Origin of the sequence: Stenotrophomonas maltophilia (assembly GCF_002799245.1) — a bacterium.
Lineage (GTDB): Bacteria > Pseudomonadota > Gammaproteobacteria > Xanthomonadales > Xanthomonadaceae > Stenotrophomonas > Stenotrophomonas maltophilia_S.
Genome location: NZ_NEQV01000001.1, coordinates 328,768 through 353,136 on the forward strand (window position 1 = coordinate 328,768; position 24,369 = coordinate 353,136).

Here is a 24,369-nt window from a genome sequence, read left to right on the forward strand (position 1 = left end):
ATTTTCGAGTACCGTCATCCATTACTTGAAAACTTGATCTTAGCATGACAGCGCTCCCCGAAGGCCCAATGAGCAATGACTCACGGGTCTCAAATCTACCAAATTCATTCGAGTAAGAGCTGACAACATTACCCTATGCACGAACCACTTTATCGAGATGCTCTATCAGGATTTTCCGCCCGAACGCACTATCATTAATACCCAGACGACGCATCTCAACGAACAACTGCGTTGATCTCGCGGAGTTATGCTCATTACTTTTAACCCGGCCGAATATGTAATCGAACTTAGCTGGCGCAACCGTAACCATGGAAGGAACTGGTAGTGCCAGCTCCGTACGCTGTGACTCTCTGCCCAGTTGTTGCCCTTTCCCCGGACCTTGGGGGACACCGAGCCCCCCCGTCTGAGGCAAAAGTCCGGTCCTGTTCACAAATCTCACTGCTCCGATGTTGGCCAAGGCCCCCATCGTCAACGTCAGCGCTCGTCGATTCTCTTCGCTCGCGCCACCCAACGTTGCGGCAATGAACGCGGCACTGGCGATAGCACTTGAAGCTTGAGCGTCATGTACAGCGAAGAAGTTCCTAAGCTGCATTGCTGAGGGAAGCAAGTCTTCGGAACGAGTGATTTCAAGCCCAGACTGCTTCAACGCAGCATCGTACAGGCGCTCGTTTGCCCCTTTGCCACGATAGATTAAATCTTCAAACCACGAATAGTTTGCATCCTTGTATGCCTTCTGGTCAGTCCCCAAACCGACATAGGGTCGCCCATAGGACTGCGACGGGTTGATTCCCTGCAATTCGCCAGGATTCAGAGAACCACTGTTGGCGAGGAACTGCTTCTGTAGCCCCGGAAGGTCTAGCGGACCGTTTTGCAGTTCGTAACGATTGATATAAGTCGCGAGATCTGCGGCTTGAACCTCAGTCAGGGTCTCTCCTGCCAACGCCTTCCGGAGCAACCCCGCACTCATCTGGTCCGCAGCATCAAGCAGAACCAGTTCCAAGGATTCCTGTTTATCCAGCCCCCCCTGCCGCTTGGCCTTCTCGCGGAGATGAACCATCCGAGCATGATCGTCATTGCCAAGGAAATTGTTCTCAACCGAATTCTTGGCAATCCCCGCATTCAACGCGATCCCGGCCAGATCCTGCCCTGACAACCCACCCGCCAGCACACCCACCGCCTGCGACAACGCCAGCACCATCTCCTTCTGTTCCGGGCTCAGCGTGGAGGGGTTTCCGCCAGTCAACGTATTGGTCAGCACCGTCGCCGCCAACTCGCCGCCGGCTGCTGACACCGCTCCGGTTCCCGCGCTGCCACCATTGGCTTCTGCCAGCAGCGCACCCAACACCGCGTGCGACAGCAATTGCAGAGTCGCATTGGGATCGCTGCCGTGGTTCGAGTCAAGCTTGCTGCCGATGAAGTAAGCGGCATAGGGCGCCAGCGCATTGGACGCGGCCTGACCGGCGCCCTGGCCGGCTACGCCCCCTATCACAGCCGTCGTCACTGCGCTCAGGGCACGGCTGTACTCACCGCCATCACCCCATTTCTTCGCATCGTTATAAGCTTGGCTATTTGCGGTCAGCACCTTATCGCGTTGCGCTGCGCTAAGCGCGTTGAATGCCTTTTTATCATCGGTTGACAGGCCATCGTAGTACGCCTGGGTTGCCTTGTTGCTCTGATAGGCTTGAACGTCCCAGGCAATCTGCTGGCTGGTGGCCATCACCGTCCCCGCCGCAGCCGCCATCGCCTGCTGGTCCGCCAGCAGCTTGCTCGCATCCGGCAATGCCTCCAGCGCACGATGCGCTCCACTGGCATCGGTGTTGATGCCCAGCTCAGCCGCCGACGTCTGTTTGCCACCGATGGTGATGTTGCCCTCGGTCAAGGTGGCAAGGGTGGAGCTGCTGTCGCTGCCCTTCTCCATCATCGGCAGGCCCGGACCACCTCGCGGTGCGGCAGTTCCCGGCTTGGGCGTCCAGCCATCCATCTGCCCGCCCGCACCACCACTGATGCTGCCGGAGCTGGCCGTGTAGTCCATGTGGTTCTGCAGGTCAGTGAACGTCAGCGAGCCCGCAGTCAGTTCGCTGTTGCCCGCATGGGTGCTGGCAATCGCGCCGCCCACCAGATTCACGTGGCCGGCGTCGACGTGGTACCCGCCATTGCCGGCAAACAGGCCGCTCTGCTGGCCAACACCCTGATAGCTGCCGCTGGCCTTGCCTGCACTGGCGTAACCGTCGGCATTCCACGCGGTACCGAACGACACCTGCACTCGACCGCCCACCTGGCTGTTCCTGGACATGCTCTCGGCGATGTCCTGCAACGACTCGATGGTCAGCGTGCCGCCGGTCTTGACGTCGATGCGATCGGCGGTCGCCGTGGCGCCACGCAGGGTGGTATCGCCCTCGGCCTTCATCGAGATGTTCTTGCCGGTCAACGTGGTGTTCTGCCGGGTGCTGCTCTCGGCATTGGCCTTGCTGCTGCCAACACTCGCTTCGGCGTACACATACACGCCGGTCTGTGCGCCGACCGAGACGCCCACGCCGACTTCGGCGCCGGCATTGCTGCTCTTGCTGCGGTCGGCCACATGCGCCTTGCCTGCTTCCAGCAGAATGTCGCCGGCCGAATCCAGGCTGAGCGTGTTGCCCGCACTCAGATTGCCCTGCACCACATGGATGTCGCCTGTCGTGCTGGTCAGGTTGACGTTACCACCGCCCTGGATGGTCGAGCCACGCGACACCATGCTGCTGCCATCGGCACTGCTGTTGGCGGTCTTGAAGCCGATACCGGCCTCGGCCCTGAACAGTTCGCCGCTGCCGCCACGGCCGGACAGCGCCGAGATCGCACTGGCTGCCTGGTAGGCGTTGGCGCCCGCTGCCATACCCTGCATCTTCTGCAGGCGATCATCGGACTGACGGGCCGCGTCCACGTTGTTGATCAGGTCGATCAACGGCGACTTCACCCGCGCGAACACGCCGATCTTCAGGTCCTTGTCGCTCTGCGAGTAGTGGCCGCTTTCGTTGGCGGTCAGCAGCTCGATCTCGGCGGCGGTGATGTTCACGTCCTTGGCCGCGACTACATTGCTGGCCGTCTGCGTGTACTTGCCTCCGGCGGTCAGGTTCACGCTGCCGCCCAGACTGCCGATGCTGCTGGCCACCTGTGACACCTGCGCGCTGTCGTCCTGGTGCTGCTCGCGGTGCCAGCCGGAGAACTTCTCGGTATCCGATATCTGTACCGTGCCGATCGCCTTGCTGTCCGACGAATTGGCGTTGCTGACCGTATCCTGCCCGCTGCGGACCAGCAGATCACCGGCCGCACGGATGCTGACGTCCTTCTCGGCGGCGATGTTGGCTGCGGTCAGGCTGATGTTGCCCTCGGTGGTGGCCATGCGAACGCCACCGCCAACCGACAGCTGCGTGCCGGTGATGGTGTCGCTGCTGCCGCTGCCCTGGCTCTGCGAGTTGTTGGTACCGAACGGCAGGCCGCTGGTGTTGTTGGCAAAGCCCCAACCCTTGCCGCGGCTGCTGCTGTCGCTGCGCTCGGTGTTGTGGGCCACGTCGAACACGATGTCCTTGGTGGCCAGCAGCACAGCGTTGCCCTCGGCCGACATCTGCGTGCCTTGGCTGAGGATCGAGCCCCCGTTGGCAATCAACGTGAGATCGCCACCTGCAGCCAACTGGCTGACACGGGCATCACTGGTCGAATGGCTCTGTTCGCTGTTGGTGCGCTGGCTGCCGGCAGTCACCACGGTCGAAGTGGTGGCCGCACGCAGGCCGGAGGCTGCGCCTTCAGCGGTGCGGGTGATCCGCCCCATCGCCGAGCCACTGTCGGCCATGCCGTCGGTGGTCGAATCGCGGGCGCTGCGGTAGGCCTTGGTCGGGTCGTAGGTCACGCCCACCGAGAACCCGCTGGACTTGCTGGCCTGGCTGGATTGGCTGTCCGTGGTGTCCTGTCGCGCCAGCAGCGCAATGTCCTTGCCCACCAGTGTCAGGTTCTCGCCTGCGGCGACGTCCGAGGCCTCGATCGTCAGTGCGTTGCCAGCATTGATCAGCACATTGCCGTCGCGCGAGGCGATCGCCGATCCCACCTGGGTGGTGGACTGCTCGGCGCGGGTGCTGCTGTTCTTCGCGCTGCTGTAGCCGACCGATGCCACGCCGTTGCCGAAGCCTCCGGTAACGCCGGATTTCTTTTTGCTCTCGCTGGACTCACTGCTGTGATGATCCTCGGCGGCAGTGATCAGCACATTGTTGCCAGCCCCCAGAATCACGTTGCCGGTGGCATCGACCACCGCACCTACCGCAGTCAGATCGCGGCCAGCCGTGATGTTGATGCGCTCGCCCTGGATCGCCGTGCCAATGGCATAGCTGTCGCTGGCGTCGACGCTGCGCGTGGTGGTGGTGCTGGAGAGTGTCTTCTTTTTCTTGTCGTAGCTGTCCAGGCTGTAGTCGTGCGTCTCGTTGGCCGAGAGCAGGTTGACGTCGCGGCCCGCAGCCACGCTTACCGCGCCGTCATTGCTGTCGACCAACGCAGCTGTCAGGTTCACGTCCCGGCCCGCGTTCAGCAGCAGATTGTCCCCGGCCTGCAACATGCTGCCGCGCACCGTCTCATCACTCTGGCTGACCTGCAGCGAGCTGCGCTTGCCTGCATTGGCAAAATCGCGGCTCTCGCTGTCCACCAGCGCCTGGCTGTTGATGTCTCCGCCGGCCTGCAGCGCCAGACCGCCCGCCGCCTTGATCTGCGCGGCGGCCAGGTTGATGTCGCTGCCTGCGGACAGCACTACGTCACCTGCGCCCTGCACCGAGGTGGCAGCGTGTGTTGTCCTGCTGCTGCGCTGGTGGTTGCGCTCGTCGAAGGTGGCGTCGCGGCGTTCCTCCAGCGCAATCGCGCCGACATCCAGATTGCCGCCTGCGGCCAGCTGGGTCAGGCCACCGGCACCGGCGTTGCGGATCTGTGCGGCCTGCAGGCTGATGTCACCGCCGGCCACCACCGACAGCATGCCGTCGCCACTGGGGTTGGTTACATACAGGCCGGCGACCCGATCGATGCGATTGGTCTCGTACTGGTAGGTGCCACCACCGCGCTGTGTCTCCACCGTGGAGGCCACCGTGACATCGCCCGCGGCCTTGACCGACAGCGCATCGGACGCCGTCACCGTCGCCCCGGTGATGCGGATGTCCTTGTCCGAGGACAGCCCGACGTACTGGCCGGAAATGCTGCCGCCGAGGTGCTCGATGTTGCCGGCGTCGATGGTCACCAGCTTGCGGCCGGCGATGTTGCCGGTGTTGACCAGGCCATTGCCCAGTTTGATATCGACATTGGCACCGGCCAGCAGTGCACCCTGCCCGTCGAGGTCACCCGGGCGCAGGCGCAGGTAGACCTGCGGCACCAGCGCAGTGGTGGTACTGCCGTCGGCCAGGGTGACGGTCTGCTCGACCAGCCAGACGATGTCACTGGTCAGCTGTGCCATCTGTGCTTCGGTCAGCGCCACGCCGGGGCGCAGGCCCCATTCGCTGGCGACCGTGGCACCGGCCTCCAGCAGCGCGCGGTACTGCGCCTCGTCGCTGGCGTAGCCGTCGAGGAAGCGGCGACCGGTCAGCTGGCCGATCTGCTCGCGCACCAGCTTCTGCTCGTAGTAGCCATCACCCAGGCGCTTCTGCACGGTATCGGGCGAGTAGCCCATCTGGCCCAGCAGGTGGTCCGAGCTCAGCCAGGTCGTGTGGTCGGTGAAACGCGGATCGGTCTCGACCAGGTAGTGGCCACCGTTGGGGTTGACGTTGAACAGGCTGGCGCTCGGCGCGCGCGTGTCCGGTGCGCCCATCGCGATGCGGTCCGGCGATCCGCCACTGGCCGCGACCACGCGCGGCCCGGACGTGCCGCTGTTGCCGCTCACGCCGCCGACGCTGCCACCTTGCTGGGTGCCGGCGGCATCGGCCGCCTGCGCCAGCGCGCGTTCGGCACCGGTGCCGGTGGACTGGCCCGGCCCCTGCGCACCGCCATGGCCCGGCCCATCCGGCAGGGCCTTGGGGCCCTGCACGTTGAGGTTGGCCATGGCCGAACCATTCTGCACGTTCGGTGCGTTGCGGCCCTGGTTGAGGTTGCTCAGGTCACCGACGTCGATGACCAACGTGCCTCCACTGGTGATGCTGCCACCGATCCTGCCGATCTCCTCGGAGATCGTTTCATTGCTCCAGGTGACCCGTTCGTTGCTGTAGGTGTGGCCCACGTTGTTGAATTCATGGGTGCGGAACAGCGTCTGCGCCAGATTCTCCACCTTCGCCGTCGTGGTCAGACCCACGATGCTCAGGTTGCCCCCTGCGGCGATGCTGCCGTAGTGGTTCTTCAGGTTGTCGGTGCCGATGCGCATCGCGCCGCCGGAGCGGATCACCGCATCGGCGCCTACCCCGGCGCCGAGCACATCTTCGGTCACTGTCCGGGTGGCAATGCGGTACTGCTCGTTGCTGCTGACGTTGTTGCCACCCGAGCCGCGCGGATTGGTCAGCGTATGATCCGGATCGTTGTAGTCCTTGTAGGTCCACAACTGCACGCAGTTGGTGGTGCAGGTTCCGTAGTCGCTGGAATAGGTCAGCTTGTCGTCGACATAGCGGAATGCCGGCGCATCGGGATGCAGGGTGCTCAGCTCGGTGAACGGATCATCCGCGCCGACGCGCACCTGGTCCGGATTGACCTGGTTGTCCTGCCGGCCGACGTAGTACATCACTACCGTGCCATCCTGCACGTTCAGGCGCGCGCGCTCGCCCAGGCCGGCATACAGGCCACCGCGCCCGAAGAAGTAGGCACTGGTCTTCGAGCTCAGGCGCACCACCGCGCGATGCACGGTGAAGCCATCAGGCGTGATGTGCGGCGTGTCTTCGAGGATGTCGGCCGGGTCGAGGTAGTACACCTCGTGCGCGGAGTAATGACTGGTACTGCGGATGTTCTCGGTACCGTTCTTGCCGTTGCGCCACCATGCCGGGCGATCCAGCCGCACCGGATCCATCACGGTCGTGGCCTGCGAAACGACCACGTTCTCGCGGATGTTGTTGACCACCTGCGCATCGATGGACAGGTTGCCGCTCACATCGATGACCGAGCTGATGTTGTCGATCCGCCCCGCAATGCCGCTGGCGATCCGGTCGGCGCCCAGCGCGCCACCGATGGCAGCATCACCGCCACTGTAGATCAGGCCCTTGCCGGTGTTCTGCAGCTCGCGCACGCCCAGGTCCAGCCGCTCGCGTGCGGCCACGGTGCCGACGCGGGTGGCACCACCGGCCTCTTCGGCGCGGTTCTTCAGCACGCCGGTGGAGATCGCCACGCGATCACCGTAGATGCGCCCGGTGCCAAGATTGTCGATCTCGCCGGCCTCCAGGTGGGTCAGCGCGCCATCGATCAGGCCGCGGTTGGTCAGCTGGCCACGGGCATTGAGGTGGGTCGTGCCCTGGCTGGAGATCTCACCCGACGCCGCATTGGTGATGTTCTGCGCGTTGAGGTCGAGATTGCCACCACGCACGACGCCCTGGTTGTCCAGGTCGCCGGACAGGTTCAGCGACAGCGTGCCGTTGGCGATCCATTCGCCACGATGGCTCAGGCCCTGCTGCAGGGTGAGGCCGAGGTCACGCTGCGCATGCACCTGGCCGTCTTCGCTGAGCGCACGTGCCACCAGCGTCTGGCTGCCATCGGCGCGCAGCAGGCCACCACTGTTGGCGACGTTGTCCGCCCGGCTGTCCAGGTTGCCGCCGGTGCTGATCACGCCGCCGGTGTTCTGCAGCTGGCCATTGATCTCCAGTCGCGCGCCGCCATCGGTGACGACCTGGCCCTGGCTGTTGTCCAGCCACTGTGCGCCGAACTGCAGCTGGCCCGCCTGCAGGCCACGCGTGCCATCGCCGCCACGGGTGTTGCGGTTGTCCACGCTGCCGGCAGTGAGGGCCAGCAGCTGCCCGGCCGCGATCGCACCGGCAGCGTTGTCCAGGTGCCCGCCCAGGGTCAGGTCGAGGTTGCGCCCGGCCTGCACGCGACCACTGGCATTGGCCAGCGTCGCCGCCTGCAGGGACAGGTTCGCAGCGCTGGCAAGCGTTCCACCGGCACTGTTGTCGACACCGGCCAGCAGCAAGCGAGCATCGCCTTGCGCATTCACTGCACCGCCACGGTTGTCCAGCACACCGCCTTCCAGCTGCAGCTTTCCGGCCGCCAGCAGTCCGCCGCTGCCGGCGGTGGCGCGGTTGTCGATGTCCTGCCCCGCGGTATCGATGTGCAGATCGGCAGCCGACTGCACGCGGCCGCCCTGGTTGTCCAGAACGCCGCTACGCACGCTCAGCACGCCCTTCTGCGTGCCCACGGTGCCAGCACGGTTGTCCAGCCGCTGGCCACGGGTATCGATGTCCAGCTGGCCACCCAGCAGCGTGCCGCGCTGGTTGTCCAGGCCGTTGCCCTGCAGCTGCAACCGCTCGCCAGCCTGCATCGCGCCGTCGCTGTTGTCCACGCCTGCCGCTGTGGTCACCACCAGGTCCTTGCCGGCAACCAGGGTGCCGTGGCGGTTGTCGAGACTGCCAGCGTCCAGGGTCATGGTGCCGGTGCTGGACAGCAGGCCCTGCTCGCCATTGTCGAGACGACCGTCAACGCCCAGCACCAGCGCGCTGCCGCCCGCATGCACGGTACCGCCCAGGTTGCCCAGGCTGGCTGCGGTGATGGTGCCGGCACCGCCCAGCAGGATGCGACCCTTCTGGTTGTCCAGCGCCTGGCCGATCGCCAGCGTGGAGTGACCGCTGCCTGCACCCTGCAGCGTGCCCTGTGCATTGATCAGCTGCTGCGCGCTGACATCCAGCGCGCCATTGCTGGCCAGCGAACCGCCGCGATTGTCCAGCACACCCTGTACGCGCAGGCGCAGCGCATCTTCACCGGTTGCGGTGAGCGTGCCACCGGCGGTGGTCAGGCTGTCGGCGGTGATGTCGACGCGGCGCGCCGAGGTGGTTGCCCCGCTCAGGTCGAGGCTGGCGCCATCCAGCACGAAGCTGCCATTGCTCAGCACGCTGCCGCCATTGCCCAGCAGGGTCTGCGCCGAGACCTGCAGCTGGCCGCTGCCGGCGTGCTGGATCCTGCCTGCACTGTTGTCCAGCGTCCGGGCCAACAGGGTCAGGTCGCCATTGCCGGCCAGCGTGCCACCGGCATTGCCCAGCGTCGTGGCCTTGATGCGGCTGGCGCCTTCACCGCTGGCGATGATGCGGCCACCGGCGTTGTTGAGCGTGGTGGCCTCAAGGTCGAGGCGATCGGCACCCAGCGTTGCGTCACGATGATCCACATCATCGGCGCGCAGGGTCAGCTTGGCCGAGGAGACCAGCGAGCCCTTGCTGCCATCCAGGCGGCGGGTGGTGATGTCCAGGCCCTGGTTGCCGGCCTGGCGGATGCTGCCGCCACGGTTGTCCAGCTGTGCGGAGGTGATCGTCAGGCGGTTGGCATTGCTGGCGATCGTGCCTTCGTGGTTGTCCAGCGCACCGATGATCTGCAGCGTACTGTCAGCCGTCCCGGCGCCGCTGAGCGTGCCCTTGTGGTTGATCAGTTCGCCGGCCTGTACATCCAGCGCGCCGTTGCCGGCGATCGTGCCGCCACTGTTGTCCACGCTCTGCGCGACGTGCAGCCGCAGCGCGTCGCTGCCGGTCGCGCTGAGGTTGCCGCCGGCGTTGTCCAGGCGCTGCGCATCGATGGCGATGCGCTCGGCCTGGGTAGTGCTGCCTGCACCCAGCAGCAGTTCGCCGCCCTCAAGCCTCAGCGACGACTGGCTGAGGATGCGACCCGCTGCGCCCTGCAGGCTGTCGGCGCGGATCTGCAACGTGCCGCCGCCAGCGTGTTCTATCGCACCATTGCGGTTGTCCAGCCGTGCCGCCTGCAGCCGCAGGTCACCGGTACCGGCCAGGCGGCCACCGTTGCTGTTGTCCAGCAGCGCGCGGGCCTGCACCTGCAGCGCATCACTGCCTGCCGCCAGCACCTTGCCGCCCTGGTTGACCAGGCTGCCGACCTCCAACTGCACTGCGCCGTTGCCGGAGATTCCGCCACCACTGTTGTCCAGCGTGTCGCGCACCGTCAGCGCCACGCCCTGTGTGCCGGCCGACTGCAGCGTGCCCTTCTGGTTGTCGATGCCACCGGCGTCGATGCGCAGGCCGCCGTTGCCGACGATCTGGCCTCCCTGGTTGTCGAGCGCATCGCGCACGTCCAGCGCCAGCGCCGAGGCCCCCTGCGCAACGATCTGGCCCTGGCGGTTGCGCAGTACATCGGCCTGGATCTGCACGCTCTGCGCCGACGTCGTACCGCCACTCACGTCCAGCTCGCCGCCGGTCAGCACCAGTGCACCGTTGCTGAGCAGGCGGCCCTCGCTGCCACGCAGGGTATCGGCCTGCACCCGCAGGCTGCCGGTGCCGGCCTGCTGCACCAGCCCCTTGCTGTTGTCCAGCGTGGTCGCGGTGAGGTCCAGATCACCATTGCCGGCCAGCGTGCCACCGGCACTATTGTCCAGCGCCGTGGCCTGCACCGAACTGGCACCGTTACCGAGCGACAGCAGGCTGCCGCCACGGTTGTCCAGTGTCCCGGCCAGGATGTCGAAACCGGCCGCACTGAGCGAACCGTTGCGCAGATCGGCGTTGCCGGCCGTCCAGTGCAGGCGGCCCAGGGTACTCAGTCGCCCACCGGCGCCGGCCCAGTCGCCCGTATCCAGCTGCAGGCCACCCTCGCCGGCATGTTCGAGGCGACCACCGGCATTGCCGACCTGGCCTGCGCGCAACGCCAGCTGCGTGGCATTGGTGGCCAGCAGGCCACCTTCGTTGTTGAACAGGCCATGCACCGTCCACGACGATGCCGCCTTGCCGGCGTGCCGCAGTTCACCACCTCGGTTGTCGAGCGACTGTGCATCCAGCAGCAGGCCACCGGCCACGCTCAGCGCGCCCTTCTGGTTGGACAGCAGGCCCAACTGCAGCGCGGCATCGCCATGCACCTGCAGCGTGCCGCCATCATTGCGCAGATCGCCGCCGGCCTGCAGCGCACTCACTCCCAGGCGACCGCCACTGTTGTCGAGACCGTTGCGTGCAGCCAGTGACACGGCGCCGCCGTTGCTGATGCTGCCGCCGTCATTGTCCAGCGTGCCGGTGATGGCGATCAGGCCCTCAGCCAGCGGCAGCACCGGCAGCACCGGCGGCGGCGGCGTGCCGGTCGAGCCGCCATTGCCACTCCCGGTTCCCGGCGTGCCGGTTCCGGGCGTACCGCCACCGTTGCCCGGCGAGGTGCCGCCAGGGCTGCCCTCATTGCCACCTGACGCCACGGCATCCAGTGCGCCCAACAGGCCGTTGCCGCGGTTGCTGGCCGCGTCGGCCTTGAGCGCCAGGGCCTGCACGCCGGTCTGTTCGATCACACCGCCCTGGTTGCGCAGGCCCTGCGCTTCCACCTGCAGGCGCTGCGCATTGAGCTTGCCGCTGCTGTTGTCCAGGGTGCCGCCGGAGATGATTGCCACCTCGCGCGAGGCTGCGATGGTGCCGCCGTTGGCAAGGTCGCCACTGGCCTGCACGCGCACGTTCTGCCGCGACTGCAGTGCACCGGTATTCTCCAGGCGACCCTCCACCGTCACCACCAGCTCGCCGGCCTGCGCGCCAATGCTGCCGGCATTGCGCACGCCCACGCCGTGCTCGTTGCCGACCAGCCAGATCTTGTTGGCGAACATGCCGCCCAGCGCGCCCACGTCCAGTGCGAAGGTCGGTGCCTCGCCGCTGGCCGTCGTCGTGCTGGCCTGGCTGTGGTCGGCACTGACCACGTTGTTGCCCAGTGTTGCCTGCAGCTGGTTGGCCCAGATGCCGGCATTGACCTTCAACGAACGGGTGATCAGGTCGGTGTAGTCGGCACGGCTGGTGTCCAGGCCATCGCCCTCGATCTGGATTGCACCACCACTTACGCGGTAGCCCTCCAGCGCGCCGCCACCGCTGAACATCGGGGCGCCGGTGATCAGGGTCACCCGGCTGGCATTGAGGAAGCCGCCGCCGTTGACCTGGATGCCGGCCGGGTTGGCAATGATCACTTCGGCACGCTGCCCGGCCACTTCCACGTAGCCGTTGAGCCGGCTGGCCGGACCATTCACCTCATTGAGGATGACCCGTGCACTGCCGGTGGCAAGCCACGGGTTGCCCTGCACCCAGCCGCCCAGCTGCGTCTGCACCTGGCCGCGGGCGTTATTGAGGATGGCGCCTTCGCGGCCCACGTCGAACTGCGAATAGCGGTTGCGCGACACGCCCGCCGCCGACGGCGTGGTGATGTTCACCATCGGCACGCCGTTGGGTGCCGTCACCATCGTCGGCCGTTCACGGCCCGGTGCATTCGGATCGGAAATGATGCGCGCATCGGACTGCGCCAGCGCAGGTGTTGCCAGGCTGACCCAGCCCAGTGAGCACATCAGCGCGAAGCCCAGCGGCGACAGTGCCGCGCTCTGCTGGCCCGGCACATGGCCGACCAGGCCACCGCCGCCCTTCACCAGTTCCGAAGCAACCTGCCAGACGCGCAGCGCGCGGTTGAAAACCAGACGATAGATAGTGTTCATGTCACGTGTCCTTGTGGCAGATCAGTAGCGCCAGGCCAGGCTGAAGCCGAATGTGGTGTAGTCGGTGGGGAAATGGGCGGGCTTGTGCAGCGCCGAGCCCACGAAGCCATCCCAGGAAAGCTGCTGCCAGCCACCGCGCAGGCCCAGCGCCATGCCGGCCAGGTCGCGGCCGGACTGCCACTGCGCGGACGGGCCGCCGATACGGCCGTAGTCGGCGGCCACGTAGAACTCCTGGCCGCCGCCGATGCCCAGCGAGAGATCGTTGCGCAGCGACCAGCCGCGCTCACCGCTGAGCGAGCTTTCACCGTCGAAACCGCGCACGGTATAGCGGCCACCGATGGCGAAGCGGTCCTGTGGCGAGAGCGGCGTGCGGTTCCACTGCGCCCGCCATGCGGCGGTGTAGCGCAGGCGCTGGCTGCCCAGCTGGAACGGCACGCTGAACTGCGCGTCGGCGGTGATCAGCTTCATCCGCGAGGTGCCTTCCAGTGGCAGCGTCGGGTCCCACTGCTGCGCCATCTCTTCTGGCGATCGCAGGGCATGGAACGCCCCCGTGCCACGCCGGTAGGCCACGCTGGCATCGAGCGTGGCATTGCCGATGAACTGCTTGTGGGTCAGGCCCAGTTCCCAGCCGGCGGTGCGGCGGCGCTGCACTTCAATCTCGGTATCGTCGATGTAGTTCTTCGACTCGCGCTGCCAGCCGCGTGCGTAGGCGCTGAACTTGACCTTGGCATTGCGCAGCAGCAGCCGGTCCACCCGCGCTTCGGCGTTGCGGCTGCGGCCGCTGTAGTCATAGCTTTCAAAGGCACCCACCACATTCTGGCTGTAGTCGTAGGCGCTGGCGGTGGCGCCGAACAGCCAGTAGCCATAGGGCACGTCGTAGTGCGCGGTCCAGCTGTCGGTGTCCTTGCCTCGGCCGTTGAACACGCCACGGCCGGCACTGATGTAGAACAGCTCGTTCAGGCCCAGCGGATTGTCCAGCGACAGCGTCGCGTTGGCCTGCAGCTTGCCGGTCCCGCGGCTGCCGGCATCGTCCAGGGTGACGCTCGCGCGCACCGGTGAACGCTGCTTCCAGTCGATCTGCAGGTCGCTCTGGCCCGGCGCCGCGCCCTCACCGTCGGCCGGCGCGATCTTGATGTCGGCGCTGACGGTAGGCACGCGCTGCAGGTTCTCCAGCCCCTGCTCGATGTCGCGCAGGTTGAGCACGCCGCCGCTGCGGATCGGCAGTGCATTGGCGATGGCCGGATGCCGTCCCTGCGGGTCGGAGAACACAGCCTGGCGGAACCGGCCCGGCACCACCGACAACGTCAGCGTGCCCTGGTTGAGGTCCTGCGGTGCCGACAGCACCCGCGTGGTGACATAGCCACGGGCGATGATCGCGTTCTGCACGCGCTTCATCACCACATTGATGCCTTCGGTACCCAGGCAACGGCCAGTGGCCGGATCGTCCGCCGGGTCGGCTGCTGCCAGTGCCCAGCCGAAGCGCGTGCTGTCGTCGCCATCCAGCACGATGCGATCGATGCGCACGCAGGGCTGCTCCTGCGCTGGCAGGTGCTCGCCGTCCTTCTGCGCGCCGCGCTCCAGGCGGACGTCGGGGCGTTGTTCCTGCTGCTCGCGCAGCACGCGTTCGCGTTCCTGCTGCCGCAGCAGTTCCTGCGCGGCTGGATCACCGGCCTGCTGGGCGGACGCCGGCCATGCGGCAACGGCAAGCATCAACGACCAACCACGATGGAGCCTCGGCCCCGGGTGCTTCTTCCCTGTTTCCACGCTACGTTCCATTCAAAATCGTCCTGCCAGCGCCCGCGGTGCCGCAGGAACGTGAACCGAGGCTGCGCCACCATGGGCAACCACGGCATCGCGCGACAGGCGCAATGCCGCAGTACAGATCGGCCGGTGCGGGAGTTTCTGAAGGGTGTGTTTCTGAAGGGCGCGCGTCAGCCCGGTACGGAGGCTCGCGGCAGAGCGTTTGCCTATTCCAGAGCGAGCATTGCACGCGTGCCTGCAAGGCAGCGCACGCTGCGGCACGACGGCCGCGCAGCAAGATGCAGCCGCGAAGTATGCGGTGCACGGCCCACGCCCGCAAAGCGCATCCGTTCAGCCGCACAGGTCGTGCGCGCGGATCACGCTACAGTCGGTGCATGACCATCGTCCTACAGATTGAAGGCGGCGCCATCGATGACATCGCGAGCCTGTACGCGGAGATCAACCGTGTGCTCATGGCCGGCGAGACGTGGCAGCTCGGGCCGAGCCTGGACGCGCTGGACGACCTGCTGCATGGCGGTTATGGCGCGCTGGCCGGCGAGGCGCAGGCCACACTGATCTGGCGCGATATCGCCCACAGCCGCGCAGCGCTGGGCGTGGAAACCACCCGCCAGTGGCTGCAGGCCAAGCTGGACACACCGGGCGCCTTCAATACCCGGGCCATTGCCCACCAGCTGCAGGCCCTGCAACGGGGCGAAGGCCCGACCTACTTCGAGATCGTCATGGAGATCTTCGGCGGCCACCGGCAGATCACCCTGGTCCCGGCCTGAGCCCGTTGCTGTGCCGTACCGGCCTGCCACCGGTGGCGGCAGCCCTGCGCCCCAGCAGTTACCATGGACGGCCCTGTACCGGCTCCGCTGCCGCCGCCCTCCGGCGCGGCCGGACGCCCTGATCCACGAGTCCCATGTCCAAAGACAAGTCCGCCGAACACACCCCGCTGATGAAGCAGTTCTTCGCAGCCAAGTCCGACTATCCGGACCTGCTGCTGTTCTTCCGCATGGGCGACTTCTACGAGCTGTTCTACGACGATGCGCGCAAGGCCGCGCGCCTGCTCGACATCACCCTGACCCAGCGTGGCAGCTCGGGCGGTGCACCGATCCCGATGGCCGGCGTGCCGGTGCATGCCTACGAGGGCTACCTGGCACGGCTGGTGGCGCTGGGCGAGTCGGTGGCGATCTGCGAACAGATCGGCGACCCGGCGCTGGCCAAGGGCCTGGTCGAACGCAAGGTGGTGCGCATCGTCACCCCCGGCACCGTCACCGACGAAGCGCTGCTGGACGAACGCCGCGATACCCTGCTGATGGCGCTCTCGCGCACCAGGCAGGGCTACGGCCTGGCCTGGGCCGACCTGGCCGGTGGCCGCTTCCTGGTCAACGAAGTGGAAACCGACGACGCCCTGGAAGCCGAACTGGCCCGCCTGGAACCGGCCGAGCTGCTGGTGCCCGACGAGGAAAACTGGCCGGACTTCCTGCGCCAGCGCACCGGCGTGCGCCGCCGTGCGCCGTGGCTGTTCGACGCCGACAGTGGCCGCCGCCAGCTGCTGAACTTCTTCAAGCTGCATGACCTGAGCGGCTTCGGCATCGATGACAAGGCGCGCGCCACCGCCGCCGCTGGCGCCCTGCTCGGCTATGTCGAGGAAACCCAGAAGCAGCGCCTGCCGCACCTGACCTCGATCGCGATGGAAACCGCCGGCGAGGCAATCGCGATGAACGCGGCCACCCGTCGCCACCTGGAACTGGATACGCGCGTCGACGGCGATACCCGCAACACCCTGCTGGGCGTGCTCGACAGCACGGTGACGCCGATGGGCGGCCGCCTGCTGCGGCGTTGGCTGCACCGCCCGCTGCGCCTGCGCGAGGTGCTGGTGCAGCGCCACCATGCAGTGGAAACCCTGATCGATCGCGGCAGCGACGCCGACATCCGCGAACAGTTCCGCCGCCTCGGCGACCTGGAACGCATCCTCACCCGCGTTGCGCTGCGCTCTGCGCGCCCACGCGATTTCTCTACCCTGCGTGACGGCCTGGGGCTGCTGCCGGCCGTGCGCGAAGTGCTGGCGCCGCTGGATTCGCCACGCCTGCAGGCGCTGCACGCCGCGCTGGGCGAGCATGACGAGTGCGCGCAGCTGCTGGCCAGCGCCATCGCCGAAATGCCGCCGCTGAAGCTGAGCGACGGCGGCGTGCTGGCCGATGGCTTCGATGAAGAGCTGGACGAGCTGCGCCGCCTGTCCACCCATGCCGACCAGTTCCTGGTCGACCTGGAACTGCGCGAGCGTGAGAGCAGCGGTATTCCCACCCTGAAGGTGGGCTACAACCGCGTGCACGGTTACTACATCGAGATCAGCAAGGGCCAGTCCGATCGCGCGCCGGTGCACTACACCCGCCGCCAGACGCTGACCAATGCCGAGCGCTACATCACCGAAGAACTGAAGGCGTTCGAAGACAAGGTGCTGTCCGCGCGCGACCGTTCGCTGTCGCGCGAGAAATACCTGTACGAGCAGCTGCTGGATACCCTTGGCGGGCAGCTGGAACCGCTGAAGCAGTGTGCCGCTGCACTGAGCGAACTGGACGTGCTGGCGGCCTTCGCCGAACGTGCGCAGGCGCTGGACTGGGCGCGCCCGGAACTGCAGGCCGAGCCATGCCTGAAGATCGAGCGTGGCCGCCATCCGGTGGTCGAGGCGGTGCGCGAGCAGCCGTTCGAACCCAATGACCTGGACCTGCATCCGGTCCGTCGCATGCTGGTCATCACCGGCCCGAACATGGGCGGTAAATCGACCTACATGCGGCAGAACGCGCTGATCGTGCTGCTCGCCCACATCGGCAGCTTCGTGCCGGCCAGCCGTGCCGTGATTGGCCCGATCGACCGCATCCTGACCCGCATCGGCGCCGGTGACGACCTCGCCCGCGGGCAGTCGACCTTCATGGTCGAGATGGCCGAGACCAGCTACATCCTGCACCACGCCACCGCCCATTCGCTGGTGCTGATGGATGAGATCGGCCGCGGTACCTCCACCTACGATGGCCTCGCGCTGGCCGACGCAGTGGCCCGTCACCTGGCCTACCAGAACCGCTGCTACACACTGTTCGCCACCCACTACTTCGAGCTGACCGCGCTGGCCGACGAGCAGCACGAAGGCGGCCGCAGCGGCATCGCCAACGTGCACCTGGACGCGGTCGAGCATGGTGAGGCGCTGGTGTTCATGCACGCGGTGAAGGACGGCCCGGCCAACCGCAGCTTCGGCCTGCAGGTGGCGGCACTGGCCGGCCTGCCGCGCGCCACCGTGGCACAGGCCCGGCGCCGCCTGGCCGAGCTGGAGCAGCGAGGTGGTGAAAGCCACGCTGCCGAGCTGGCCCCCCAGGCGTTGGATGCGCCGCAGCAGTTCGGCCTGTTCAGTGCACCGGCCAGCAAGGCGCAGGAAGCGCTGGCGGCGATCGATCCGGACGAACTGACGCCCAAACAGGCGCTGGAGGCGCTGTACCGGTTGAAGGCGCTGCTGTAACCGCAGCGCACGCCCATGGCCTCCCGTCGCCCTGCGGGAGGCTAATTGAAAGGCTCTGCGAATCCGATTCTGCGTTTCAATTGACAGAATCTATCAACCTGAATGGATCATTCGATTATTCATTTCATCTGGCCCTAGCTACAGTCGAGTGAAGATGTTTCCCACGTCTTCACCGCCACCAGGAGCCAGCCGATGAGCCAGTCCGACAACAACAACGCCAAGTGCCCGTACCACACCGCCCCGTCGCCGGAGCAGGGCGCCCAGCAGCAGCGCGAGCTGAGCACCACGCCCAAGCAGAAGCACGGCGATGACCCGGTCACCCCGATGACCACGGCCTTCGGCGCGCCGGTGGTAGACAACCAGAACAGCAAGACCGCCGGCCCGCGCGGACCGCTGCTGATGGAAGACGTGTGGCTGCTGGAGAAGCTGGCCAACCTCAACCGCGAGATCATTCCCGAGCGCCGCATGCACGCCAAGGGCTCGGGTGCGTTCGGTACCTTCACCGTCACCCACGACATCAGCAAGTACACCCGCGCCAAGCTGTTCGAGAAGGTCGGCAAGCAGACCGAGATGTTCGCCCGCTTCACCACGGTGGCAGGCGAGCGTGGCGCCGCCGACGCCGAGCGTGACATCCGCGGCTTCGCGCTGAAGTTCTACACCGAGGAAGGCAACTGGGACCTGGTCGGCAACAACACGCCGGTGTTCTTCCTGCGCGACCCGCGCAAGTTCGCTGACCTCAACAAGGCGGTCAAGCGCGACCCGCACACCAACCTGCGCAGCGCGCGCAACAACTGGGACTTCTGGACGCTGCTGCCCGAAGCCCTGCTGCAGGTGACCGTGGTGATGAGCGACCGCGGCATTCCGCGCAGCTTCCGCCACATGCATGGTTTCGGCTCGCACACCTACAGCTTCACCAACGCCGACAGCGAACGCTTCTGGGTGAAGTTCCACTTCGTCAGCCAGCAGGGCATCGAATCGCTGACCGACGCGCAGGCGCAGATCCTGGTCGGCCATGACCGCGAAAGCCACGGCCGCGACCTGTCCGCCGCAATCGACAAGGGCGACTTCCCGAAGTGGAAGCTGTTCATCCAGGTCATGCCGGAACTGGAGGCGGAAACCTACCGCGTGCATCCGTTCGACCTGACCAAGGTGTGGCCGAAGAGCGATTACCCGCTGATCGAAGTGGGCCAGTTCGAACTGAACCGCAACCCGGTCAACTGGTACCAGGACGTGGAGCAGTCGGCATTCGCGCCGAGCAACCTGGTCCCGGGCATCGGCCCATCGCCGGACAAGATGCTGCAGGCGCGCCTGTTCGCCTATTCCGATGCGCAGCGTTACCGCCTGGGCGTGAACCACCACCAGATTCCGGTGAACGCGGCGCGCTGCCCGGTGCACAGCAACCACCGCGACGGTGCGATGCGCGTGGACGGCAACTACGGCGGCCTGCCGCACTACGAGCCGAACAGCTACGGCCAGTGGCAGGAACAGCCGGAGTACCGCGAACCGCCGATGAAGATCCGTGGCGACGCCGACTTCTGGAATTTCCGTGAGGACGACGCCGACTATTTCAGCCAGCCCGGTGCCCTGTTCCGCAGCTACAACCAGGCACAGAAGGACCGCCTGTTCGCCAACACCGCCCGTGCCCTGGGGGATGCGCCGGACTTCATCAAGCAGCGCCACATCGACAACTGCAGCAAGGCCGACCCGGCCTACGGTGCCGGCGTCGCCGCGGCCCTGAAGGCGCTGGCCAGCCAGCCGTCGGACCCGTTCAAGCCGGCGCAGCCGGAAGCGGACTTCCCCACCGCCACCCCGGGTGCCGAAGACATCGAGCTCTGATCGCCCTCCCCCGTGTACGGCACGCCGCCTCCCCGTGAGGCGGCGTCGCCGTTTTAACGGTCCACGTCGTACCTTCTGCACGGCCAACCCCAATCAAGGATTCCGCAGATGAGCCTGACCGACGAACTTCTCGCCAAGTTGCAGGGCGCCCCGCTGCAGCAGGTCTCGCAGCAGCTTGGCATCAGCGATACCCAGGCGTCCGGCGCGATCAGTGCCGCGCTGCCGGTGCTGATGGGCGCGCTGGGCAACAACGCCGCGCAGCCGCAGGGCGCACAGGCGCTGCTCGGCGCACTGCAGAACAACCACAGCGGCCTGGACCTGGGCAGCGTGCTCGGCTCGGTGCTGGGCGGCGGTGGCGGTGGTGCTGCCAGCGACGGCGCCGGCATCCTCGGCCACATCTTTGGCGGCAGCCAGCAGAAGGTGGAAACCGGCCTGGCCCAGGCCACCCAGCTCGACAGTGGCCGCACCAGCCAGCTGCTGCAGATCCTCGCACCGATCGTGATGGCCTTCCTCGCCCAGCGCCTGGGCGGCGGCCAGGCCGATGCCGGTTCGCTCAGCCAGGCGCTGGGCCAGGAGAAGCAGCAGGTGCAGCAGCAGGGTGGCCTTGCCGGTGGCCTGCTGGGCAGCCTGCTGGACCAGGATGGTGACGGCCAGCTCGGCGTGGGCGACTTGCTGAAGCTGGGCGGCAACCTGCTCGGCGGCAAGCGCTGAAGCACTCGTCTGTAGAGCCGAGCGCAGGCTCGGCTCATCGCCCGCCGCAGGATCGCGTTCTGTAGAGCCGAGCCCATGCTCGGCTCATCGCAGGCGGCAGGATTGCGTTCTGTAGAGCCGAGCCATGCTCGGCTCATCGCCCGCCGCAGGATTGCGCGGAAGGCAGCCGATCGCAGGATCGGCTCTACAGGTTCAAGGGCCGATGATTCATCGGTTGCCTGCCTCAGTGACTGTAGAGCCGAGCCCATGCTCGGCTCATCGCAGGCCGCAGGATCGCGCAGAAGGCAGCCGAGCGCAGGCTCGGCTCTACAGGTTCAAGGGCCGATGATTCATCGGTTGCCTGCCTCAGTGACTGTAGAGCCGAGCCCATGCTCGGCTCATCGCAGGCCGCAGGATCGCGCGGAAGGCAGCCGAGCGCAGGCTCGGCTCTACAGGTTCGAGGGCCGATGATTCATCGGTTGCCCGCCTTCAACCGCTGCAGGATCGGCGCGAACACCGGTGCCTGCATCGAGCGCGGCGGCGCCCCGGCTTTCCCCTTCTCCTGCGCCTGCCAGTACGACCACGGCAGCGGGCCGTTACCCAGTTCGTAGTCCATGCCGTCCCAGCCATCCTCACGGAAGGCGTAGAAGGCCCAATGCACCTTCTCCTGCTCCAGCACCTGCAACACGTCCTGCAGGTAGCGGCTGCAGTCGGGCCAGCGCCGCATGCAGCCGAACTCGCCAACCACCATGCGGTTGGCACCGACGCCATGGGTCTTCGCCCAGTCCATCGGCTGCTGCAGGTAACTGCGCACGCGCGCGGCATCCCACTGCTCGCGGCCGCCGCCGAACGGCACCACGCCGGGGTAGCGGTACGGCGTGGCACGCTTCTGGTTCGGTGCACTGGTCGCCGCGTAGGGCTCGTACATGTGCACGCTGTACAGCAGACGCGTATCGGGCAACGGTGCCGGCCAATAGGTGAACCCATCGGCCGCGGCGTACCAGCCAGCATCCAGCATCAGCGGCATCTCCGTATCGACCTCGCGGATGCTGGCGATCAGCTCCGAGTAGAAGCGGCGCAGATCACGAGGGCCGTCCTGCACACCGGCGTACCACCGCTGCATGGCCTCTGCCGAAGCATGCTCGGCCAGGCCGGCACCGTACTCGGGCACCGGCTCGTTGATCAGGTTGTAGGCGACCAGCGCGGGATGTCCCTTAAGCGCCGAGGCGAGGTCATGCCAGAAGCGCTGGGCCGGCACGTGATTGTCGAAGGACTGCCACAGCCGCGGGTCCACCTTGTCGCCGTTGTGCTGCTTCCAGCGCAGCAACGGCAGCGACAGCGGGGTCAGCACCACCTTCAGCCCGGCCGCGTCGGCGTCATCCAGCACGCGGCGCAGCACGACCAGATCAGCGGGAACCAGGCCACGGTAGTCATCAGCGTTGCCGATCAGGAAGTCACGTCCGCCCTGCCCCTTCCACTTGTCCGGAACCAGGCGCACCCAGGTCGCACCGGTCGCGCGCAGGGCCTCGAAGTAGGCCCGGTCCGGGGGCGACATGTTCATGCTGTTGCCACCACGCTGCGGGGCATCCCAGAAGCTGATGTCGGCGGCGTGCAGCGGGGCGGCGGCGAGGGTCAGGCACAGCAGGGAGTGGCGCAGGCGCATTGCGATCTTCCATGAGGGAAGCTTCGACCCTGCCGGAGGCCGACCCAACAATGGCTGACCGCGCTGCACGGCGCCCACCCAGGTGGGCGACGACCGGAGCGCACGGCGGTTCAACCTGGGGGAAATGCGTCACAACGCGTCAAGGTCACCGAGCGCGCGGATCAACCGCCGCGCGCGCTTGTCCGGCTTGTGCTCCGGTGGCTGGAAACCGTCGCGCGCGGCAATGCGCAGCGCACGCTGTTCGGCACGACGGGCCTTGGAGGCCTCACTCTCGGCATACAGCTGCTGCGCCGTCGGCGCTGGCCCGCGCTGATCGCTCAAGCCGAGCACCTGCACCTCGAAATGCTCCTCGCCACGATCGACCTGCAGCTGCTCGCCTACGCGCACCGCGCGTGAGGATTTCGGGCGCTGCCCCGCGACGCTGACCTTGCCGGTCTCGATGGCCTGCTTGGCCAGGCTGCGGGTCTTGAAGAAACGGGCCGCCCACAGCCAGATGTCCAGGCGGACACTGGGTGACAGCGGGGAAAGCTCGGGCATGGGGGCAGGCTACTCCGATGGCTTGTTGAGGGGACGCGGGTTGTCCGGGTCGGCCCGGCAGCCGGTGCCGCCGATCAATGGCCGCACGCCTGCGGCCAGATCCTGGCGTTGGCTGCCGACCAGGCACTCGGGGCGGTCGGTTGGCCGGATCTGGGTATCGCCCAGCCGGTCGTCCATCGAACATGCGGCCAATACAACGCTGATCAAGGCCAGCGCCAGGCTCCGCTTCACCTGCAGTCGTTGATGCATTGCCACATCCCGCAAACCGGCTTGGTGCTAGTGTGCGCCTCCCGGGATTCGATCACCACTCCATGGCCAAAGCGCCGCTTGACCTGACCTCCGGCCCGATCGGCCGCAATCTCCTGTTGTTTTCCCTGCCGATCCTGGCGGGCAACATCGCGCAGTCGCTGAACGGTTCGGTGAATGCGGTCTGGGTCGGGCGCTTCCTCGGCGAGGCGGCGCTGACCGCCACCGCGAACGCCAACAACATCATGTTCTTCCTGATCGGCTCGGTGTTCGGCTTCGGCATGGCCTCGACCATCCTGATCGGCCAGGCGATCGGGGCGCGCGACATCGCGCAGGCGCGGCGCGTTGTCGGTACCAGCGCCACCTTCTTCATCGGCCTGTCGGTGATCATCGCCATCGCAGGCTGGTTCATGGCCCATCCGCTGCTGGCGGCGATGGGCACGCCGGCCGCCTCGCTGCCATTGGCCGAGGCCTACCTGCAGATCATCTTCCTGGCGATGCCGACGCTGTACGCGTTCGCTTTCCTCACCGCCGCGCTGCGCGGTGCCGGTGATTCGCGCACGCCGTTCCGCTTCCTGATGGTGTCGGTGGCGCTGGACATCGTGCTGAACCCGGTACTGATCTTCGGCATGGGGCCGTTCCCCGCACTGGGTATCGCCGGCTCGGCCTGGGCCACCCTGGTCGCGCAGACGCTGTCGCTGGTCGGCCTGCTGCTGTACATGCGGCACAAGCGCCACACCCTGTGGCTGGGCCGCGCCGACATGCGCCTGTTCAAGCTCGACATGACCATCCTCAAGGCGCTGGTGATCAAGGGCGTGCCGATGGGCCTGCAGATGGTGCTGATCTCGCTGTCGGTGATCCTGCTGATGACCATGGTCAACCAGTACGGCACCGACACCGGCGCCGGTTACGGCGCTGCCCTGCAGCTGTGGAACTACCTGCAGATGCCGGCGATGGCGATCGGTGCGGCATGCTCGTCGATGGCTGCGCAGAACGTTGGCGCCCAGCGTTGGGACCGCGTGCGCGGCACCGCACGCCAGGGCGTGCTGTTCAACTTCCTGCTGACCGGCGCGCTGATCCTGCCGCTGGTGGTGTTCGACCGCCAGCTGCTTGCCCTGTTCCTGCCGCCGGCCAGCCAGGCGCTGGACATCGCCCGCCACCTCAACCACGTAGTGATCGGCTCGTTCCTGTTCTTCGGCGTCAGCTTCGTGATCTCCGGCGTGGTGCGCTCCACCGGCGCGGTGATCCCACCGTTGCTGATACTGGCCGGTTCGCTGTGGGGCGTGCGCGTGCCGTTCGCCGAGCTGTTGCAGCCGTACTGGGGCGCTGACGCGATCTGGTGGAGTTTCCCGGTCAGCTCGCTGGTGTCGATGCTGCTGTCGCTGGCGTATTACCGCTGGGGCGGCTGGCGCAAGGCGAAGATGATGGGCAAGCCCTCGCACGCCGAAGAACTGGCCACGCCGTCGGAAATTCCGGCCTGCCCGCCTTCACCGGTGGCTGACCCGGATGCGGTGCTGGAGTCGTCACCGCCGCGTTGAGGTAGGTGCGGACCGTTGGTCCGCACAGGCCTGTAAGCCGAGCATGGGCTTG

General features: G+C 66.7%; 10 protein-coding genes. 5 read left to right on the forward strand and 5 right to left on the reverse strand.

Annotated features, from left to right (window positions below; genetic code table 11):
* Window positions 1-133 precede the first annotated feature (133 nt).
* A complete protein-coding gene (locus tag B9Y64_RS01605; protein ID WP_238379826.1) occupies window positions 134-12,553 on the reverse strand; it encodes a hemagglutinin repeat-containing protein in 12,420 nt (4,139 codons plus the stop codon).
* Between the two features lie 21 nt (window positions 12,554-12,574).
* Window positions 12,575-14,263 carry a ShlB/FhaC/HecB family hemolysin secretion/activation protein gene (locus B9Y64_RS01610; RefSeq protein ID WP_413481971.1) on the reverse strand — a complete coding sequence of 563 codons (1,689 nt, stop codon included), beginning with the start codon at window positions 14,261-14,263 and terminating at the stop codon, window positions 12,575-12,577.
* Window positions 14,264-14,688: 425 nt separating this feature from the next.
* Here B9Y64_RS01610 and B9Y64_RS01615 point away from each other — a divergent pair, with 425 nt between their 5' ends.
* The 4 genes from B9Y64_RS01615 to B9Y64_RS01630 all read left to right on the forward strand — a co-directional run bounded on the left by B9Y64_RS01615 (window position 14,689) and on the right by B9Y64_RS01630 (window position 20,354).
* Window positions 14,689-15,081, forward strand: a complete 393-nt coding sequence (locus B9Y64_RS01615) for a barstar family protein (RefSeq protein ID WP_100439236.1) — start codon at window positions 14,689-14,691, stop codon at window positions 15,079-15,081.
* Between the two features lie 134 nt (window positions 15,082-15,215).
* Window positions 15,216-17,807, forward strand: a complete 2,592-nt coding sequence (gene mutS / locus B9Y64_RS01620; RefSeq protein WP_100439237.1) for a DNA mismatch repair protein MutS — start codon at window positions 15,216-15,218, stop codon at window positions 17,805-17,807.
* Between the two features lie 192 nt (window positions 17,808-17,999).
* Complete coding sequence (locus B9Y64_RS01625) at window positions 18,000-19,643, forward strand: catalase (protein WP_100439238.1); 1,644 nt, start codon at window positions 18,000-18,002, stop codon at window positions 19,641-19,643.
* 108 nt (window positions 19,644-19,751) lie between these two features.
* Complete coding sequence (locus B9Y64_RS01630; RefSeq protein WP_100439239.1) at window positions 19,752-20,354, forward strand: DUF937 domain-containing protein; 603 nt, start codon at window positions 19,752-19,754, stop codon at window positions 20,352-20,354.
* A 451-nt stretch (window positions 20,355-20,805) separates the two neighbouring features.
* Here the strand turns inward: B9Y64_RS01630 and B9Y64_RS01635 are convergent, their stop codons facing one another.
* The 3 genes from B9Y64_RS01635 to B9Y64_RS01645 all read right to left on the reverse strand — a co-directional run bounded on the left by B9Y64_RS01635 (window position 20,806) and on the right by B9Y64_RS01645 (window position 22,782).
* Entirely contained in the window at window positions 20,806-21,996 is a 1,191-nt protein-coding gene (locus B9Y64_RS01635; RefSeq protein WP_238379827.1) for a glycoside hydrolase family 5 protein, read from the reverse strand.
* A 129-nt stretch (window positions 21,997-22,125) separates the two neighbouring features.
* Window positions 22,126-22,533: an RNA-binding S4 domain-containing protein gene (locus B9Y64_RS01640; protein ID WP_100439240.1), complete on the reverse strand. Its 408-nt coding sequence runs from the start codon at window positions 22,531-22,533 to the stop codon at window positions 22,126-22,128.
* A gap of 9 nt (window positions 22,534-22,542) precedes the next feature.
* A complete protein-coding gene (locus tag B9Y64_RS01645; protein WP_100439241.1) occupies window positions 22,543-22,782 on the reverse strand; it encodes a hypothetical protein in 240 nt (79 codons plus the stop codon).
* Window positions 22,783-22,844: 62 nt separating this feature from the next.
* Here B9Y64_RS01645 and B9Y64_RS01650 point away from each other — a divergent pair, with 62 nt between their 5' ends.
* A complete protein-coding gene (locus B9Y64_RS01650) occupies window positions 22,845-24,317 on the forward strand; it encodes an MATE family efflux transporter (protein ID WP_100439242.1) in 1,473 nt (490 codons plus the stop codon).
* Window positions 24,318-24,369 lie beyond the last annotated feature (52 nt).